Annotated in this window: 1 protein-coding gene (only partly in view); it reads left to right on the top strand. The window is 66.9% G+C overall.

Features of this window, described 5'->3' with window-relative positions:
- Positions 1–117: 117 nt before the first annotated feature.
- Positions 118–21,127: the 5' portion of a non-ribosomal peptide synthase/polyketide synthase gene (locus RRX38_RS04170; protein ID WP_315961657.1), read on the top strand. The gene runs 7,787 nt beyond the window's last position; the window shows 21,010 of its 28,797 coding nt (coding positions 1–21,010); it begins with the start codon at positions 118–120; its stop codon lies off the right edge, out of view.

Here is a 21,127-nt window from a genome sequence, read left to right as displayed (position 1 = left end):
TGTCCGGGTTTTGCGTGACATACACCGCTACCAGCGGCTGATTAAAGTCCCCGTCACAGGGACAGGGCCGCCCGTGGAGGACGTGCCTGGCCGCCACGATGCTATGGGAATTCACGCATGAATCTGTTCCGTTCGCTCGATCACCTTCACTCCTTGACCTCGGCCCAGAAAGACATCTGGCTGGACCAGGCGGTGCAGGCGCAGGTACCGCTCTACAACATTTGCGGGCACGTGGAGATCGACGGCCTGCTCGACCCCGAGCGGCTGCAGCGGGCGGTCGACCGGCTGGTGCAGCGTCACCCGGCGTTGCGCACCGTGCTGCTCGAAGGACAGGGCGAGGACGGCCTGCCGGCGCAGACGTTCGTCGACCACCTGCCGGTGCAGGTGCAGGTACACGACACGCGTGCTGAAAGCGACCCGCAGGGCGCGGCCGAGGCCTGGCTGCAGGGTTATCATCGCCAGCCATTCCAGATGCACGACTCTTCGCTGCTGCGCCTTCAGTGGGTGGCAGTCGGCGAGCAGCGGTCGTTGCTCGGTGTCCAGGCTCATCACATCGTGCTCGATGGCTGGGGCATCGCCTTGCTGCTGCGCGACCTGGGCGAGCTTTACAGCAGCGATGCGCCGCTGCCCGGCGAGGCGCCATCCTACCTGCGCTACATCGAAGATGACGCCGCCTACCGTGGCTCGCGACGCTTCGAGCGCGACCGTGCCTACTGGCTGGACAAGTACCGGCAGGTGCCCGAACCCCTGTTCGAACCCTTGGCCGGGGCACGCCCCAGCACGTCCGGGCAGGTGATCCGCCGCTATCCGGCCAGCCTGCTGGCACGTATCGACAGCCTGGCCAATACGCGCCAGGCTTCGCGCTTCCAGGTGCTGCTGGCGGCGGTCTATGTGTACCTGCTGCGCGCCCGCCAGCGCGACGAACTGGTCATCGGCCTGCCGGTCCTCAACCGCTCCAGCGCCACCTTCCGCGAGACCGTGGGGCTGTTCACCCAGGTCAGCGCCGTTCGCCTGAGTTTCGGCACGCAGCTGAGCTTTGCCGAGCTGGTCGACGGCATTACCCTTACCCTGCGCCAGGACTACCGCGCCCAACGCTTCGCGCTGAGCGACCTGAACCGCTCCCTGGGTCTGTTGCGCGATGGCCGTGGCCAGGTGTTCGACGTCTCGGTGTCCTATGAGTTGACCGACCACCGGCTGGCGTTCGGCGACACGCGCCCGTATTCGATCAAGGCCAGCAATGGTCATGAGCAGGCGCCCCTGGCGCTGCACATTCGCAGCAACCCGCACACCGACGAGGTGTGGCTGCACTTCATCTACAACCATGCGTTTTTCCGCGACCAGGACATCGAGCGGCTGGCCGAGCGCTTCATGCATGTGCTTGAGCAAGGCTTACAGACGCCAGCGCTGGCCGTGCAGGCCTTCGAACTCGCCACTCCGGACGAACTGCGCCAGTTGCAGGCCTGGAATCCGCCGCTGGCGACCGTCAGCAACCCACACACCTTGCATGGCCTGTTCGAGGCCCAGGTGCGCGAGCGGCCCGACGCCGTGGCGCTGCTGCATGAAGGCAGCATCCTGAGCTACGCGCAACTCAATGCCCAGGCCAACCAGGTGGCGCATTACCTGATCGGGCAGGGCGTAGGACCCGATGACCGGGTGGCTGTCTGCGTGGAGCGCGGGCCGTGGATGCTCGCCGCCTTATTGGGTGTGCTCAAGGCCGGTGCCGGCTATGTGCCCATGGACCCGGCGGCGCCGGCTGAGCGGCTGGCCTTCATGCTGGAAGATTGCGCGCCAAGGGCGCTGATCAGCGAGCCGAGCGTGCATGCCAGGCTGCCGGAGCAGGCCCTGCTCCTGCCCGGGCTTGCCGGTCCGCAGGCGCCGGCGTTGGCCGAGCAGCCGCAGCACGACCCCGAGCGTGCCGATGTCCAACCGCAGCACCTGGCCTATGTGATCTACACCTCCGGCTCTACCGGGCTGCCCAAGGGCGTGATGGTTGAACATCGCAACGTCACCCGCCTGTTCAGCGCGGCGGCGCCGTGGCTGGTGTTTTCCGAGCAAGACACCTGGGCGCTGTTCCATTCCTTCGCCTTCGACTTCTCGGTATGGGAAATCTGGGGTGCGCTGCTGCACGGTGGGCGCCTGTTGCTGGTGCCACAGTGGGTCAGCCGTTCGCCTGCGGACTTCTACGACCTGCTGTGCGACAGCGGCGTGACGGTGCTGAACCAGACCCCCAGCGCCTTCCGCCAGTTGATCGCTGCGCAGGGCCAGCAGCCGCGCGAGCACGCACTGCGCCAGGTGATTTTCGGTGGCGAAGCGCTGGAGCCGGCCAGTCTGATTCCCTGGTACGCCTGCCCGCTGAATGCCCAGACGCACCTGTACAACCTCTATGGCATCACCGAAACCACGGTGCACGTGACCTGCTACCCGTTGAGCCAGGCCGACACCCTGCGCAGCGGCAGCCCGATCGGCCGGCGCCTGGACGACCTGCGCCTGTACCTGCTCGACCCGCACGGCCAGCCTGTGCCGCCGGGTGAGGTGGGCGAACTGTACGTGGGCGGCGCGGGGGTGGCGCGCGGTTATCTGAACCGCCCGGAACTCAACGCCGAACGTTTTCTGGCCGACCCGTTCGTCGCCGATGCACAGGCGCGGATGTACCGCAGTGGTGACCTGGCGCGCTGGCTGGACGACGGTGCGCTCGACTACCTGGGGCGTAACGACCAGCAGGTCAAGGTGCGCGGTTTCCGTATCGAACTGGGGGAAATCCAGGCCCGTGCGGCGCGTTGCCAGGGTGTGCGCGATGCCGTGGTGGTCGCCCGCGACGATGGCCAGGGCGGCAAGCGCCTGGTCTGCTACCTGTTGGCCGAACCGGGGGTGGTACTGGTGCCGGGTGAACTGCGTGCCGAACTGGCCCAGCACCTGGCGGACTACATGCTGCCGGTCGCCTACGTGACCCTCGACGCCTTGCCGCTGACCGGCAACGGCAAGCTGGACCAGAAAGCCTTGCCCGAGCCTGATGACCAGGCTTACGTGCGCGGCGGTTTCGAAGCACCGCAAGGGGCGCTGGAGCAGACCCTGGCGCGGATTTGGAGCGAACTGCTGGGCATCGAGTCGATCAGCCGCCACGACCACTTCTTCGAGCTGGGTGGCGACTCGCTGCTGGCGGTCAAACTGGCCGAACGCCTGCGTGGCGAGGGCCTGGACGTCGAGGTGCGGGCGCTGTTCACCGAGCCGAGCCTGGCTGCGCTGGCCAGTCGCGTGGCCGACAGTGCGCCGTTCGCGGTGCCGGCCAACCGCATCCCTGCCGGCTGTACGCGCCTGCAACCAGACATGCTGACCCTGGCCGAACTGAGCCAGGCACAACTCGATGCCGTGGCCCAGGCCGTGCCGGGCGGCGCGGCGAACATTCAGGACATCTACCCGCTGGTGCCGCTGCAGGAAGGCATTTTCTATCACCACCTGGCCAGCACCCAGGGCGACCCCTATCTGCTGCAGGGCACCCTGCGACTGGCCGATCGCGAGCAGGTCGATGGCTTGCTCGGTGCTCTGCAAGCGGTCATCGACCGACATGACATTCTGCGTACCGGCATTGCCTGGGAAGGGCTGACCACGCCCATGCAGGTGGTGTGGCGCCAGGCGCCGCTGCGGGTGCGGGAGCACGCGCTGGCCGCCGCCGACGGTGACATCGCCGGCCAACTGAAGGCCGCGCTCGATCCGAGCCACACGCGCCTGGACCTGCGCCAGGCGCCCATGCTGGAGCTGCACCTGGCCGAAGACCCCGGCCACGGCTGGGTCGCGGTGCTGCTGTTCCATCACCTGATCGACGACGCCACCTCGCTGGGGCTGCTGGGCCAGGAAATCGAGGCGCACCTGGAAGGTCGCCAGGCCTTGCTGCCGGCCTCGGTGCCGTATCGCAACTATGTGGCGCACACCCTGCTGGGCAGTGACCGCCAGGCCCAGGAAGCGTTCTTCCACGCGGCCCTGGGCGATGTCGACGCACCGACACTGCCGTTTGGCGTGGAGCAGATGCCGGTCGACGGCCAGGCCGTCGCACAGGCCAGCCTGACCCTCGACGCTGCGCAGGCCAGACGCCTGCGCAGTCAGGCCCGCGAGCTGGGCGTCAGCGCCGCCAGCCTGCATCATCTGGCCTGGGCCATCGTGGTAGGGCGCCTGTCCGGGCGCGACGACGTGGTGTTCGGCACCGTACTGATGGGCCGGCTGCACGCGGGCCTGCAGGCCGAACGCGCCTTGGGCATGTTCATCAATACCTTGCCGCTGCGCCTCGACACTGCCGCCAGCAGCGTGCGCAGCGCAGCACGCCAGGCCCATGAGCGCCTGGCGGCTCTGCTGGCCCATGAGCATGCGCCGCTGGCCCTGGCCCAGCGCTGCAGTGGGGTGGCCGCGCCGACGCCGCTGTTCAGCGCGCTGCTCAACTACCGCCACGGTGCGGTGGCCGCCGGTGAGGGCGAGCGCCGCTGGGGTGGTTGCGTGCTGGTCGATGGCCAGGAGCGCACCCACTATCCGGTGTCGATGTCGGTCGACGACCTGAGCGACCGCTTCGAACTCACCGCCCAGGTGGTGCCGGGCATCGACGCCGAACAGGTGGTCGAGATGATGCACGCGACGCTGCAGTCGCTGATCGAGGCATTGGACCAGCCCGTAGAGGTGGCGCTGCCCGAGCTGGTCTGCCTGCCGGCGACGCGCCGTCAGCGTCTGTTGCATGACTTCAATGCCACGGCCAGCGCTTACCCCACCGGGCAGTTGGTTCATGAACTGGTCGAAGCGAAGGTCGCAGGCCAGCCCGACGCCCTGGCGGTGAGCTTCCAGGGTCAGCACCTGAGCTATGCACAACTGAACCGCCAGGCCAACCAGCTGGCGCACCGCTTGCGCGAGCTGGGGGCCGGTGCCGACCAGCGCGTGGCGATCTGCTGCCAGCGCGGCCCGGAGATGGTCGTGGGGCTGCTGGCGATCCTCAAGGCCGGCGCCGGTTACGTGCCGCTGGACCCCGACTACCCGGACGAGCGCCTGACCTACATGCTCGGCGACAGCGCACCCCAGGTGCTGCTGACCCAGGCGGCGCTGCGCCCGCGCCTGGCGCAGGCCACTTGCCCGGTGCTGCTGCTCGACGACCTGGAGGCGTTCGCCGCCTACAGCGCGGCCAATCCGCCGCGCCTGGACCAGCGTGCCGATTCGCTGGCCTACGTGATCTACACCTCCGGCTCCACCGGCCAGCCGAAAGGCGTGGCCATGCCCCATGCCCCCCTGGTCAACCTGCTGCACTGGCAGGCCGGGCAGGGCGCAGGCGATGCGCCTGCCACGCTGCAATTCGCGGCGTTGGGCTTCGACGTGGCCTTCCAGGAAATTTTCACTGCGTTGAGCCAGGGCGCTGCCCTGTCGCTGATTCCGGCCGAGTTGCGCCTGGATTTCCCGGCTTTGTTCGAACACCTGTGCCGTGCCGAGATCGCCCGGCTCTACCTGCCGTGCCTGGCGCTGCAGGCCCTGGCCGAAGCCTTCGTGGCCAACCCGGCGTTGCAGGCCTTGCCGTGCCAGTTGCGCGAGGTGATCACCGCCGGTGAGCAGCTGCGCATTACCGCGCCGATTCGCACCTTGTTCGAGCGTCTGCCGCAGTGCCGCCTGCACAACCACTACGGGCCGACCGAGTCGCACGTCACCAGCGCCTACACCTTGCCCGCTGACGTGGCGCAATGGCCCAGCCTGCCGCCGATTGGCCGACCGATCGGCAACACCCGCCTGTACCTGCTCGATGCCAGCGGCCAGCCGGTGCCGGAAGGCATCGCCGGGGAAATCCATATTGGCGGCGCCTGCCTGGCGCGCGGCTACCTGAACCGTGAGCCACTGACCGCCGAACGTTTCATCGCCGACCCGTTCAGTGACGACCCGACGCAGCGCCTGTACAAGACCGGCGACCTGGGCCGCTATGTCCAGAACGGGGTGATCGAGTACCTGGGCCGCAACGACGACCAGGTGAAGATCCGCGGCTTCCGTGTCGAGCTGGGCGAGGTGGAAACCCGCCTGGCCGAGCACCCGGCGCTGCGCGACGTGGCCGTCAAGGCACTGCCCGCTGAGGCCGGCCCACGGCTGGTGGCTTGGTTCACGCCACAGCCTGGCGTTGCCGCGCCCAGCGCTGACGAGCTGCGCGCCCACCTGCAGGCGCAGTTGCCCGACTACATGGTCCCGGCTGCCTGGGTGGCGCTGGCTGCCATGCCGGTCTCGGCCAACGGCAAGCTCGACCGCCGCGCGCTGCCGGCGCCAGGCGAAGACGCTTTTGCCAGCCAGGCCTACGAGGCACCGCAAGGCGAGCTGGAGACTACGCTGGCGGCACTGTGGAGCGAGTTGCTTGGCGTGGCCAAGGTCGGCCGCCATGATCACTTCTTCGCCCTGGGCGGCCACTCGCTGCTGGCGGTGCGCCTGATCGAGCGCCTGCGTTCCATGGGCCTGCAGGCCGACGTACGGGTGCTGTTCAGCCAGCCGACCCTCGCCGCACTGGCCGCCGCGGTGGGCCGTGACGACCCGACACTGCAGGTACCAGACAATCGCATTCCTGCTGTTTGCACACGCATCACCCCGGACATGCTGGCACTGGTCGAACTGAACCAGGAGCACCTGGATACGCTGGCCGGGCAGGTGCCTGGCGGGGCGTCGAACATTCAGGACATCTACCCACTGGCGCCGCTGCAGGAAGGCATTCTGTACCACCACCTGCGCGCCGGGCAGGGCGACCCCTATCTGTTGCAGGCCAGTTTCGCCGTAGGCAGTCGCGAGCAGTTCGACGCCTTTGTCGAGGCGCTGCACAGGGTCATCGAGCGCCACGACATCCTGCGCACCGCACTGGCCTGGGAGGGCCTGCCGCAGCCGCTGCAGGTGGTGCTGCGGGATGCACCGCTGAGCGTTGAAACACTGGCCCTGGACGCCGCGCAAGGGCCGGTCATCGAGCAATTGCAGGCGTTGTATGACCCGCGCCAGTGCCGTCTGGATCTGCGCCAGGCGCCGCTGATGCGCCTGGTGTGCGCCGAGGATGCCGCGAACCAGCGCTGGGTGGCGGTGCTGCTGTTCCACCACATCGTCATGGACCACGTGGCACTGGAGGTGATGCAGGAAGAAATGCAGGCGCTGCTGGCCGGGCAGCCACACAGCCTGGCCGAGCCGGTGCCGTACCGGCAGTACGTGGCGCAGGCGCGCCTGGGGGTCAGCCAGGCACGCCATGAGGCGTTCTTCACCGAGATGCTCAGCGATGTCGAAACACCCACCTTGCCGCTGGACCTGCAACAGGTGCAGGGAGACGGCCAGGGCGTGCTGGAGCACCAGCTTCAGCTGCCGGCCGCGCTGAGCCTGCGCCTGCGCGACCTGGCACGCCAATACGGGGTAAGCCCTGCCAGCCTGCATCACCTGGCCTGGGCCCAGGTGCTGGGCGCGCTGGCCGGGCGTGACGACGTGGTGTTCGGCACCGTGCTGCTGGGCCGTATGCACAGCGGGCAGGGCGCCGAGCGCGCCCTGGGCATGTTCATCAATACCTTGCCACTGCGCGTGGCGCTGGGTGAGGTGACGGTACGCCAGGCCCTGGCCGACACCCATGCGCGGTTGACCGCCTTGCTGGGTCACGAACACGCGCCGCTGGCGCTGGCACAGCGTTGCAGCGCCGTTCCGGCGGCCTTGCCGCTGTTCAGCGCGCTGCTCAACTACCGGCACAGCCCGCAGCAGGCAGAAGAGGCCGCACGGCAGTGGGCCGGCGTGCAGGTGTTGCATGTCGAAGAACGCACCAATTACCCGTTCATGCTCTCGGTCGATGACCTGGGTGAAGGCTTCCTGCTCACGGTGCAGACCGTGGCGCAAGTGTCGCCGCAGCGTGTCGCCGACTACATGCACACCGCACTGCACAGCCTGGCCGAGGCGCTGCAGCACCCCGATGCGCCGCTGCACAGCGTCGCCGTGCTGCCGCCAGCCGAGCGTAGCCAGCTGTTCGAAGCGTTCAACGCCACGGCGATGAACTACCCGGCGCAGCAGACCCTGCACGGTCTGTTCGAAGCCCAGGCAGCCCGCACACCGACGGCATCGGCCGTGGCGCATGACTCAACCGTGCTCAGCTACGCCGAACTCAACGCCCGCGCCAATGCCCTGGCCCAGCACCTGATTGCCCAGGGCGTGGTGCCGGATGCCCGCGTGGGCATCTGCCTGCAACGCGGCGCCTCGATGCTGGTGGCCATGCTCGCCGTGCTCAAGGCCGGCGGCGCCTATGTGCCGCTGGACCCGAATTACCCGGCGGAACGTATCGCCTACATGCTGCAGGACAGCGAGCCGGCGGCAGTGCTTGGCCAGGACGCCACTCTTGAGCTGCTCGGCGACCGGTCGGTCGTAAATCTGGATGGCTTCGATTGGACTACAGGCGAAGGTCTGGGCAACCCCGTCGTGGCGGGTCTGACCTCGTCCAACCTGGCCTACCTGATCTACACCTCCGGCTCCACCGGCCTGCCGAAGGGGGTGATGATCGAACACCGCAACGCGGTCAACTTCCTGACCTGGGCACAGCAGGCCTTCGAGCCTGAGGTGCTGCAGAACACGCTGTTCTCCACCTCGCTGAACTTCGACCTGGCGGTGTATGAGTGCTTTGCGCCGCTGACCACCGGTGGTTGCGTGCATGTGGTCGAGAATGCCCTGGTGGCACGCGAGGCGAATGTCAGCCTGATCAACACCGTACCCTCTGCACTTAAAGCCTTGCTGGAATCCGGTGGGCTGAACGAAGGGGTGCACACGGTGAACGTCGCCGGTGAAGCCCTCAAAGGCGCGCTGGTCGAGAAACTCTTCGCCGAGACCTCGGTGCAGCGGCTGTGCAACCTCTATGGCCCGTCAGAAACCACCACCTATTCCAGCTGGGTGGCCATGGAGCGTGCCGATGGCTTTGCCGCGCATATCGGCAAGCCTGTAGGTAATACCCAGTTCTACCTGCTCGACGCACATCGTCAGCCGGTGCCGTTGGGCGTGCCGGGCGAGTTGTACATCGGTGGTGCCGGTGTGGCGCGTGGCTATTTGAATCGCGATGACCTGACCGCCGAGCGTTTCCTCGCCGACCCGTTCAGCAGCGAACCGGGTGCACGCCTGTACCGCACCGGCGACCTGGCGCGCTGGTTGCCCGATGGCAACCTGGAATACCTGGGGCGTAACGACGACCAGGTGAAGATCCGTGGTTTCCGTATCGAGCTAGGCGAGATCGAAGCGCGCCTGGCCGCTTTCGGCGGTGTTCAGGATGCGGTGGTCATGGCCCGTGAAGACGTGCCGGGCGATCTGCGCCTGGTGGCGTACTACACCGGTGCCGAGCAACTGGATATCCAGGACCTGCGTGAGCACCTGCAAGGGCAACTGCCGGAGTATATGGTCCCGGCGGCCTATGTGTACCTGACAGCCTTGCCACTGACCCCCAACGGCAAGCTGGACCGCAAGGCCCTGCCGGTGCCCGGTGCCGATGCAGTTATCAGCCGTGGCTATGAAGCGCCACAGACCGAGACTGAACGCACCCTGGCCAGCATCTGGCAGACCCTGCTGGGTGTTGAGCAGGTCGGCCGCCACGACAACTTCTTCGAACTGGGCGGCCACTCGCTGCTGGCGGTGAGCCTGGTCGAGCGTATGCGTGAGCAGGGCCTGAGTGCCGATGTGCGCGTGCTGTTCAGCCAGCCGAGCCTGGCCGCGCTGGCGGCCGCTGTAGGTGAGAGCACCGACATCAAGGTGCCGGACAACCTGATTCCCGCCGGCTGCACGCGTATCACCCCGGAGCTGCTGCCTTTGGTGAACCTGCAACAGGCCGAGATCGACCGTATCGTGGCCGTAATTCCGGGCGGCGCAGCCAATGTCCAGGACATCTACCCCCTGGCGCCGCTACAGGAGGGCATTCTTTACCACCACCTCAGTGCGCAACAGGGTGACCCCTATGTGCTGCAGGCGGTTTTCGCTTTCGATGGGCAGGCACGCTTGCAAGCGTTCGCCCAGGCCCTGCAACAGGTCGTCGACCGCCACGATGTGCTGCGTACCTCGCTGGCCTGGGAAGGCCTCTCGGCACCTGTGCAGGTGGTCTGGCGCCAGGCCGCGCTGAGCGTCGAGCCAGCGCCGCTGGTCGCCGACGAGACGGATGTCGCCGCCAGCCTGCTGGCGCGTCAGCAACGCCTCGACCTGACCCAGGCGCCGTTGCTGCGCCTGGTGCACGCCGAGGACAAGGCCAATCAGCGTTGGCTGGCGGTACTGCGCTTCCACCATGTGGTACTGGACCATGCTGCCCTTGAGGTCGTGAACCAGGAGATGCAGGTGCTGCTGCTGGGCCACGGCCAGGCCTTGAGCCAGCCGGTGCCGTATCGCAACTACGTGGCCCAGGCCCGTCAGGGGCTGAGTGCAGACGCCCACGAAGCCTTCTTCCGCGCGCAACTGGGTACGCTCGCCGAGCCAAGCCTGCCGTATGGCCTGGTCCCGCGTGGCGACCTGGGCCAACCTGTCGATGAGCAACGCACCCGGCTTGCGGAGAGCTTGAGCCTGCGTCTGCGGACCCAGGCACGTCGCCTGGGCGTCAGTGTGGCGAGCCTGCACCACCTGGCCTGGGCCAGGGTGCTGGGCGCGGCGAGCGGGCGTGATGATGTGGTGTTCGGCACCGTACTGCTTGGTCGCCTGAGCGGCGGGCAGGGCAGTGACCGGGCCCTGGGCATGTTCATCAACACCTTGCCACTGCGCGTCAACGTGGCCGAGGTCGCTCTGGCCGAGGCGGTGAAGACCACCCATGCCAACTTGAGCGAGCTGCTGGCTCATGAGCATGCGCCACTGGCCCTGGCCCAGCGCTGCAGCGGCGTAGCTGCACCGACGCCGCTGTTCAGCGCGCTGCTCAACTATCGCCACAGCTCGGCCGAGGCCATGGCCGACGCCGCTGGCTGGCAAGGCATCGAGATCCTGGCCACCGAGGAACACACCCATTACCCACTGACGCTGGCCGTGGATGACCTCGGCGAAGCTTTCGAGCTGAGCGTTCAGGTCGAGGCCCAGGTGGGTGCCCAGCACGTTCTCGGACACATGCTCACCGCACTGCAAGGCCTGGTCGAAGCGCTGGAACAAGGCTCGCGACAGCCATTGCAGATGCTGTCGGTGCTGCCGGCCGAGCAACGGCACAGGCTGTTCGAGCAGTTCAACGCCACGGTCATGAGCTATCCCGAGCAGCAGACCCTGCCGGGGCTGTTCGAAGCCCAGGCGGCGCGGACGCCGAACGCGCCAGCGGTGGCGCATGGCGACACGGTACTCAGCTATGCCGAACTCAACAACCGCGCCAATGCCCTGGCCCAGCACCTGATTGCCCAGGGCGTGGTGCCGGATGCACGGGTGGGCATCTGCCTGCAGCGCGGTACTTCGATGCTGGTGGCGATGCTCGCCGTGCTCAAGGCCGGCGGCGCCTATGTGCCGCTGGACCCGAATTACCCGAGCGAGCGCATTGCCTACATGCTGGCCGACAGCGAACCGGCGGCAGTGATTGGACAGGACGCCACCCTGGAGCTGCTCGGCGACCGATCGGTCGTAAACCTCGATGCCTTTGACTGGACCCGTAAGGTGCAGGGCAACCCGGTGGTACCGGGCCTGACTTCGTCGAACCTGGCCTACCTGATCTACACCTCCGGCTCCACCGGCTTGCCGAAGGGGGTGATGATCGAGCACCGCAACGCGGTCAACTTCCTCACCTGGGCACAGCAGGCCTTCGAGCCTGAGGTGCTGCAGAACACGTTGTTCTCCACCTCGCTGAACTTCGACCTGGCGGTCTATGAGTGCTTCGCGCCGCTGACCAGCGGTGGCTGCGTGCATGTGGTGGAAAACGCTCTGGCGGCGCGGGAGGCGAATGTCAGCCTGATCAACACCGTACCCTCTGCACTTAAAGCCTTGCTGGAATCCGGCGGCCTGAACGAAGGCGTGCATACCGTCAACGTCGCCGGTGAAGCTCTGAAAGGCTCGCTGGTCGAGAAACTCTTCGCCGAGACTTCGGTGCAGCGCCTGTGCAACCTCTACGGTCCTTCGGAAACCACCACCTATTCCAGCTGGGTGGCCATGGACCGCGCCGATGGCTTTGCGCCGCACATTGGTAAACCCGTAGGCAATACCCAGTTCTACCTGCTCGACGAACACCGCCAGCCGGTGCCGCTGGGCGTGCCGGGTGAGCTGTATATCGGCGGTGCCGGTGTGGCGCGGGGTTACCTGAACCGCGACGACCTGACCGCCGAACGCTTCCTCGCCGACCCGTTCAGCAGCGAGCCGGGCGCGCGGATGTATCGCACCGGCGACCTGGCGCGCTGGCTGCCGGACGGCAACCTGGAATACCTGGGGCGTAACGACGACCAGGTGAAGATCCGTGGTTTCCGTATCGAGCTGGGCGAGATCGAAGCGCGCCTGGCCGCTTGTGACGGTGTTCAGGATGCCGTGGTCATGGCCCGTGAAGACGTGCCGGGCGATCTGCGCCTGGTGGCGTACTACACCGCTGCCGAGCAACTGGATATCCAGAGCCTGCGTGAACACTTGCAAGGCCAGTTGCCGGAGTACATGGTTCCGGCGGCTTATGTGTACCTGGCAGCCTTGCCACTGACCCCTAACGGCAAGCTGGACCGCAAGGCCCTGCCGGTGCCGGGTGCCGATGCGCTGATCAGCCGGGGCTATGAGGCGCCACAGACCGACACCGAACGCACCCTGGCTAGCATCTGGCAGACCCTGCTGGGTGTCGAGCAGGTTGGTCGTCACGATAACTTCTTCGAGCTGGGCGGCCACTCGCTGCTGGCGGTGAGCCTGGTCGAGCGCCTGCGTGAGCAGGGTCTGAGCGCCGATGTGCGTGTGCTGTTCAGCCAGCCAACCCTGGCGGCGCTGGCCGCTGCCGTGGGTGAAAGCACCGACCTCGAGGTGCCGGCGAATCTGATTCCCGCCGGTTGTACCCGGATCACTCCGCAGCTGCTGCCGCTGGTAACGCTGCAGCAGGCCGAGATCGATCACATCAGCGCGCAGATTCCGGGCGGCGCGGCGAACATTCAGGACATCTACCCGCTGGCACCGCTGCAGGAGGGCATTCTCTACCATCACCTGAGCGCCAAGGCGGGCGACCCCTATGTGTTGCAGGCCACCTTCCGCTTCGACGATCACGCACGGCTGGAAGCCTTTGTTCAGGCGCTGCAAGCGGTGATTGATCGCCACGACATTCTGCGCACCAGCGTGCATTGGCAGGCGCTGCCACAACCCGTGCAAGTGGTCTGGCGCCAGGCGCCGCTGGCCACGGAAATCGTTGAACTGGATCAGCCCGACGGCGACCCGGTGGCCGCCTTGCGGGCTCGTTACAGCACTGAGCAGCAGTACCTGGACCTGACCCTGGCGCCGCTGATGCACCTGGCCTGTGCCCGAGCCGGGATCGACGCTGCAGGCCGCCAGGGTTGGGTCGCGCTGCTGCGCTTCCACCACCTGGCGCTGGACCACACCGCCCTGGCGGAGGTGAGCAACGAAATGCAGGCGCTGCTGCAAGGCCTTGGCGACACCCTGGCTACGCCGATGCCGTACCGCAATTACGTGGCCCAGGCCCGCCTGGGTGTCAGCGACGAAACCCACGAGGCGTTCTTCCGAGCGCAGTTGGGGGACGTCGACGAACCGACCTTGCCGTACGGTCTGGTGCAGAGTGACAACCAGGAGCCGAGCGAACATCGCCAGGCATTGCTGCCAGGCTTGAGCCATCGCCTGCGCCGCGAGGCACGGCGCCTCGGTGTGAGTGCGGCGAGCCTGCACCACCTGGCCTGGGCGCGGGTCGTGGGCGCCGCCAGCGGCCGTGATGACGTGGTGTTCGGCACCGTACTGCTGGGCCGCCTCAATGGTGGGCAGGGCAGCGACCGGGCCCTGGGCATGTTCATCAACACCCTGCCGCTGCGCATCAAGGTGGCCGACATGCCACTGGCTGCGGCATTGAAGACCACCCATGCCAACCTCAGCGAACTGCTGATTCACGAGCATGCACCACTGGCCCTGGCCCAGCGCTGTAGCGGCGTGGCCGCCCCGGCACCGTTGTTCAGCGCACTGCTCAACTATCGGCACAGCACCGACCACCTGGCCTTGGCGTCGGCCTGGCACGGCATCGAGGTATTGCAAGCGCACGAGCGCACGCATTACCCGCTGACCCTGTCGGTGGATGACCGGGGCGAGTCCTTCGAGCTGACCGTACAGGTCGAGCCACGCATCGACGCGCAAAGCGTGTTGGAACAGGTACTGACGGTACTGGAAGCGCTGGTCGAAGCATTGGAGCAGGGCACCCAGGTGCCTCTGCGGGCGCTGCCGGTGCTGCCGGCCGAGCAACGGCACCTGCTGTTCGAACAGTTCAATGCCACGGTCATGAGCTATCCCGAGCAGCAGACCCTGCCGGGGCTGTTCGAAGCCCAGGCGGCGCGGACGCCGAACGCGCCAGCGGTGGCGCATGGCGACACGGTACTCAGCTATGCCGAACTCAACAACCGCGCCAATGCCCTGGCCCAGCACCTGATTGCCCAGGGCGTGGTGCCGGATGCACGGGTGGGCATCTGCCTGCAGCGCGGTACTTCGATGCTGGTGGCGATGCTCGCCGTGCTCAAGGCCGGCGGCGCCTATGTGCCGCTGGACCCGAATTACCCGGCGGAACGTATCGCCTACATGCTGCAGGACAGCGAGCCAGCCGCGGTGATTGGCCAGGACGCGACCCTGGCGCTGCTCGGTGAGCGTGCCGTGGTCAATCTGGATGCCTTCGACTGGGCGGCAGGTGAAGGTCTGGGCAACCTGGTGGTGCCGGGCCTGACCTCGTCCAACTTGGCTTATCTGATCTACACCTCTGGCTCCACCGGCTTGCCGAAAGGGGTGATGATCGAGCACCGCAACGCGGTGAACTTCCTCACCTGGGCACAGCAGGCGTTTGAAGCCGAAGTGCTGAAGAACACGCTGTTCTCCACCTCGCTGAACTTCGACCTGGCGGTGTACGAGTGCTTTGCGCCGCTGACCAGCGGTGGTTGCGTGCATGTGGTGGAAAACGCCCTGGCGGCGCGGGAGGCCAATGTCAGCCTGATCAACACCGTGCCGTCGGCGCTGAAGGCGCTGCTGGAGTCCGGTGGGCTGAACGACGGGGTGCACACGGTGAACGTCGCCGGTGAAGCGCTGAAGGGCGCGCTGGTCGAGAAACTCTTCGCCGAGACTTCGGTGCAGCGCCTGTGCAACCTCTACGGTCCTTCGGAAACCACCACCTATTCCAGCTGGGTGGCCATGGATCGCGCCGATGGCTTTGCGCCGCACATTGGTAAGCCCGTAGGCAATACCCAGTTCTACCTGCTCGACGAACACCGCCAGCCGGTGCCGCTGGGTGTGGCCGGTGAGCTGTACATCGGTGGTGCCGGTGTGGCCCGCGGCTATTTGAATCGCGATGACCTCACCGCCGAACGCTTTATCGAAGATGCCGAGTTCGGTCGCCTGTATCGCACCGGCGACCTGGCGCGCTGGCTGCCGGACGGCAACCTGGAATACCTGGGCCGTAACGACGATCAGGTGAAGATCCGCGGCTTCCGCATCGAGCTGGGCGAAATCGAAGCGCGCCTGGCCGCTTGCCAAGGCGTTCAGGACGCGGTGGTCATGGCCCGTGAAGACGTGCCGGGCGACCTGCGCCTGGTGGCGTACTACAGCGGTGCCGAGCAACTGGATATCCAGAGCCTGCGTGAAAACCTGCAAGGGCAACTACCGGAATACATGGTCCCGGCGGCTTATGTATATCTGGACGCGCTGCCGCTCACGCCGAACGGCAAACTCGACCGCAAGGCGCTGCCAGTGCCGGGTGCCGATGCGCTGGTCAGCCGGGGCTATGAAGCGCCACAGACCGACACCGAACGCACCCTGGCGACGATCTGGCAGACCCTGCTGGGTGTCGAGCAGGTTGGCCGTCACGACAACTTCTTCGAACTGGGCGGTCACTCGCTGCTGGCGGTGAGCCTGGTGGAGCGTCTGCGTGAGCAGGGCCTGAGCGCCGATGTGCGTGTGCTGTTCAGCCAGCCAACCCTGGCGGCGCTGGCCGCTGCGGTGGGCGGCAGCCACGACGTGCAGGTGCCGGACAACCTGATTCCTGAAGGCTGCACGCGCATCACCCCGGACCTGCTGCCTTTGGTGAGCCTGCAACAGGCCGAGATCGACCGTATCGTGGCCGAGATTCCGGGCGGCGCAGCCAATGTCCAGGACATTTACCCCCTGGCGCCGCTGCAGGAAGGCATCCTTTACCACCACCTGAGCGCCGAGCAGGACGACCCCTATGCGCGTCAGGCGGCCTTCGAATTCGACAGCCACGAACGCCTGAATGCATTCGCCCAGGCCCTGCAACAGGTGATCGACCGCCACGACATGCTGCGCAGCAGCGTGCACTGGCAGGGCCTGGCCGTTCCTGTGCAAGTGGTTTGGCGCCAGGCAAGCTTGCAACTGCAAGCCGTGGCCACTGACGAACAAGGTCAGATCCCGTGTGCTGCTGCCAGCTTCGACCTCGGCCAGGCCCCGCAACTGCGCCTGTTGTGCGCACCGCTGGGCAGCGGCCAGCGCTGGCAGGCCCTGCTGCAATTCCATCACCTGGCACTGGACCATACGGCGCTGAAAACCATCACCCAGGAAATCCAGGCGCTGCTGCAAGGCCAGGGCGACACACTGGGCGCGCCGGTGCCGTACCGCAATTACGTGGTCCAGGCACGTCTGGGCGTGAGTGATCAAGCACATGAGGCATTCTTCCGGGCCCAGCTGGGCAGCGTCGATGAACCGACCCTGCCGTATGGCCTGGCGCAGCACGACGGCCAGGACCTCAGCGAGCATCGCCTGGCCCTGAGCCCGGCGCTGAGCCAGCGCCTGCGCACCCAGGCTCGGCGCCTGGGCGTGAGTGTGGCGAGCCTGCACCACCTGGCCTGGGCCAGGGTGCTGGGCGCGGCGAGCGGGCGTGATGACGTGGTGTTCGGCACCGTACTGCTTGGTCGTCTGAGCGGCGGGCAGGGCAGTGATCGAGCCTTGGGTATGTTCATCAATACCTTGCCATTGCGTGTCGCGGTCGGTGACAGGCCGTTGGCCGAAGCGGTGAAGCACACCCATGCCAACTTGAGCGAGCTGCTGGCCCATGAGCATGCGCCACTGGCCCTGGCCCAGCGCTGCAGCGGCGTGGCCGCTCCGACTCCGCTGTTCAGCGCGCTGCTCAACTACCGCCACAGCGCCGACGCCGCACAGGCGGGCGCCCATCCGGTCTGGGAAGGGATCGAAGCCGTGGCGGCGCAAGAGCGCACCCATTATCCGTTGACCCTGTCGGTCGACGACCTCGGCGACACCTTCGCCCTCAGCGTGCTGGCCGCGCCGGGCGTGGCGGCGCAGCGGGTTGCCGAACACATGCGCAACGCGCTGCAGGGCCTGGCCCAGGGGCTGGAGCACAACCTGAAGACCCCGCTGCACGGTGTATCGGTGCTGGCAAACGCTGAACGTGAACAGGTCCTGGGCTTCAACCCCGAAGCCAGCGACTACCCACGTGAGCAGAGCTTGCAGCGCCTGTTCGAGATTCAGGCGCAGAGCAACCCGGAAGCCCTTGCGGTCATCGACGGCATGGCCCAGCTGAGCTACGCGCAACTCAACAGCCGCGCCAACCGGTTGGCCCATCACTTGATCAGCCAAGGCGTCGTTCCAGGCAGCAAGGTTGCACTGCTGCTGCCGCGCTCGGCAGACCTGCTGGTCGCACAACTGGCGGTGCTCAAGTGCGCGGCGGCCTATGTGCCGCTGGACGTGCATGCACCGGTGGAGCGCCAGCTGTTCATGCTGGAAGACTGCGACGCCGCCTGCGTGCTGGGCTATGCCGACCAGCGACTGTCCCTGGCGCGTCAGTGGCTGGCCGTGGATGCGCTGGACCTTTCGGCGCAACCGACCCATAACCCCGGCCTGGGGCAGACCGCCGATATGGCGGCCTACGTGATGTACACCTCCGGTTCCACCGGCCAGCCCAAAGGCGTGGTGGTGCCGCATCGCGCCGTTGCCCGCTTGGTGCTGAACAACGGCTACGCCGAATTCAACGCTAATGACCGCGTGGCCTTCGCCGCCAACCCGGCCTTCGACGCCAGCACCCTGGAAGTCTGGGCGCCGCTGCTCAATGGCGGCGTCGTGGTAGTGGTGGAGCAGAATGTGCTGCTGGATCGCAGCCGCTTTGCGGCCTTGCTCAACGAGCAGGCGGTCAGCGTCCTGTGGATGACGGCGGGGCTGTTCCATCAATATGCGGCCAGCCTGTACGGCGCGTTCAGCCGCCTGCGCTATCTGATCGTCGGTGGTGACGTACTGGATCCGGCGGTGATCGCCGGGGTGCTCCAGCATGGCGCACCGCAGCACCTGCTCAACGGCTACGGTCCGACCGAAGCCACGACCTTCTCCAGCACTTATGAAATTCGCGAAGCCGGGCAGGGCAGCGTGCCGATTGGTCGGCCGCTGGCCAATACCCAGCTCTACGTCCTGGATGCCCAGCAGCAACTGGCACCGCTGGGCGTGGCGGGTGAGCTGTACATCGGTGGTGATGGTCTGGCTGTGGAATATCTCAACCAGCCGGAGCTGACCGCCGAGCGCTTCATCCAGCACGCCGAACTGGGTCGCCTGTACCGTACCGGCGACCTGGTACGCTGGCTGGCGGACGGCAACCTGGAATACCTGGGACGAAACGACAGCCAGGTCAAGCTGCGCGGTTTCCGTATCGAGCTGGGCGAGATCGAAGCGTCCCTGGCCAAGTTCGACGGCATCGAGGCCAATGCCGTGCTGCTGCGTGAAGACAGCCCAGGTGATAAACGCCTGGTGGCCTACTTCACAGCAGCCAGCCCGCTGGCCATCGAAGCTTTGCGCGATCATCTGCAGGGCGAGCTGCCGGAGTACATGGTGCCCAGTGCCTATGTGCAGCTGGACAGCCTGCCACTGACCGCCAACGGCAAGCTGGACCGCAAGGCCCTGCCAGCCCCGGATGCCAGCGCACTGCTGAGCCGCGTCTATGAAGCGCCGCAGACCGACACCGAACGCACCCTGGCGACGATCTGGCAGAACCTGCTGGGCGTGGAACAGGTGGGTCGGCATGACAACTTCTTCGAGCTGGGCGGTCATTCGCTGCTGGCGGTGAGCCTGGTCGAGCGCATGCGCGAGCAAGGCCTGAGTGCCGATGTGCGTGTGCTGTTCAGCCAGCCGAGCCTGGCCGCGTTGGCGGCCGCCGTAGGTGAGAACACCGACATCAAGGTGCCGGAGAACCTGATTCCCGCCGGCTGCACGCAGATCACCCCGGAACTGCTGCCGCTGGTGGAGCTGCAACAGGTCGAGATCGACCGCATCACCGCCCAGGTGCCGGGCGGCGCGGCGAACATTCAGGACATCTACCCGCTGGCACCGCTGCAGGAGGGCATTCTTTACCACCACCTCAGCGCCGAAGGCAGTGACCCCTACGTGCTGCAGGCCACTTTCCGCTTTGCCGAACAGGCGCGGCTGCAGGCCTTCGCCCAGGCACTGCAGGCGGTCATCGAGCGCCACGACATCCTGCGCACCAGTGTGCACTGGCAAGGGCTGTCGCAGCCGCTGCAAGTGGTCTGGCGGCAGGCGCCGCTGGCCTGGGAGACCCTTGAGCTGGATGTGCCTGCTGACGACCTGATTGCCGCCTTGCAGGCACGCTACAGCAACGAGCATCAGCGTCTTGATCTGGCTCGCGCACCGCTGCTGCACCTGGCGTGCAGCCAGGTTCCAGGCACGCAGGGCTGGGTCGCGCTGCTGCGCTTCCACCATCTGGTGCTGGACCACACCGCCCTTGAAGTGGTGAACCAGGAAATGCAGGCCGTGCTGCAAGGCCAGGGCGAAACCCTGGGTGCCCCGGTGCCGTACCGCAACTACGTGGCCCAGGCACGCCTGGGCGTGAGCGACGCAGCGCATGAGGCGTTCTTCCGTGAGCAACTGGGCAGCGTCGATGCGTCCACCCTGCCTTATTGCCTGGCGCACAGCGACGATCAGGCCTTAAGCGAGCATCGCTTGCCGTTGAGCCAAAACCTCAGCCAGCGTTTGCGCAGCCAGGCACGCCGCCTGGGCGTGAGTGCGGCGAGCCTGCACCACCTGGCCTGGGCCAGGGTGCTGGGCGCCGCCAGCGGGCGCGATGACGTGGTGTTCGGCACCGTACTGCTCGGCCGCCTGAGTGGCGGGCAGGGCAGTGACCGGGCCCTGGGCATGTTCATCAATACCCTGCCATTGCGCATCAAGCTCGGTGACCTGCCGCTGGTGGAGGCCGTAGCCAGTACCCACGCCAAGCTCAGCCAGCTGCTGGCCCACGAGCACGCACCGCTGGCGTTGGCCCAGCGTTGCAGCGGCGTGGCCGCGCCGGCACCGCTGTTCAGTGCGCTGCTCAACTACCGCCACAGCGCCGACGCCGAACAGGCCGCTGCCCACCCGGCCTGGGACGGCATCGAGGCCCTGGCAGCGCAGGAGCGTACGCATTACCCGCTGACCCTGTCGGTGGACGACCTTGGCGACACCTTCGCCCTCAGCGTGCTGGCCGCGCCGGGCGTAGCGGCGCAGCGGGTCGCCGAGCACATGCACAACGCGCTGCAGGGCCTGGCCCAGGCGCTTGAGCAGGACCTGCAGACCCCGTTGTGCGCCGTGCCGGTGCTGGCCGGGGATGAACGTGAACAGGTCCTGGGTTTCAACCCCGAAGCCAGCGACTACCCACGCGAGCAGAGTTTGCAGCGCCTGTTCGAAATCCAGGCGCAGACCCGCCCGGACGCCCTGGCGGTGATCGACGGCGAGGTTCAGTGGAGCTACGCCGAACTCAACACCCGTGCCAACCAGCTGGCTCACCAGTTGATCGGTCAGGGCGTGACAGCGGGTTCGAAGATCGCCGTGCTGCTGCCGCGCTCGGCAGACCTGCTGGTCGCGCAACTGGCGGTGCTCAAGTGTTCGGCGGCCTATGTGCCGCTGGACGTGCATGCCCCGGTGGAGCGCCAGGCGTTCATGCTGCAGGACTGCCAGGCGGTGTGCCTGCTCAGCCATAGCCACGAGCCTGCTGCCCACGACCTGCCACGCCTGGACCTGGACCGCTTCGACCTGAGCGGCCAGGCCGCCCACG

This window comes from Pseudomonas sp. DTU_2021_1001937_2_SI_NGA_ILE_001, assembly GCF_032463525.1.
Taxonomy (GTDB): domain Bacteria; phylum Pseudomonadota; class Gammaproteobacteria; order Pseudomonadales; family Pseudomonadaceae; genus Aquipseudomonas.
This window is presented reverse-complemented; position numbering and strand designations above follow the sequence as displayed.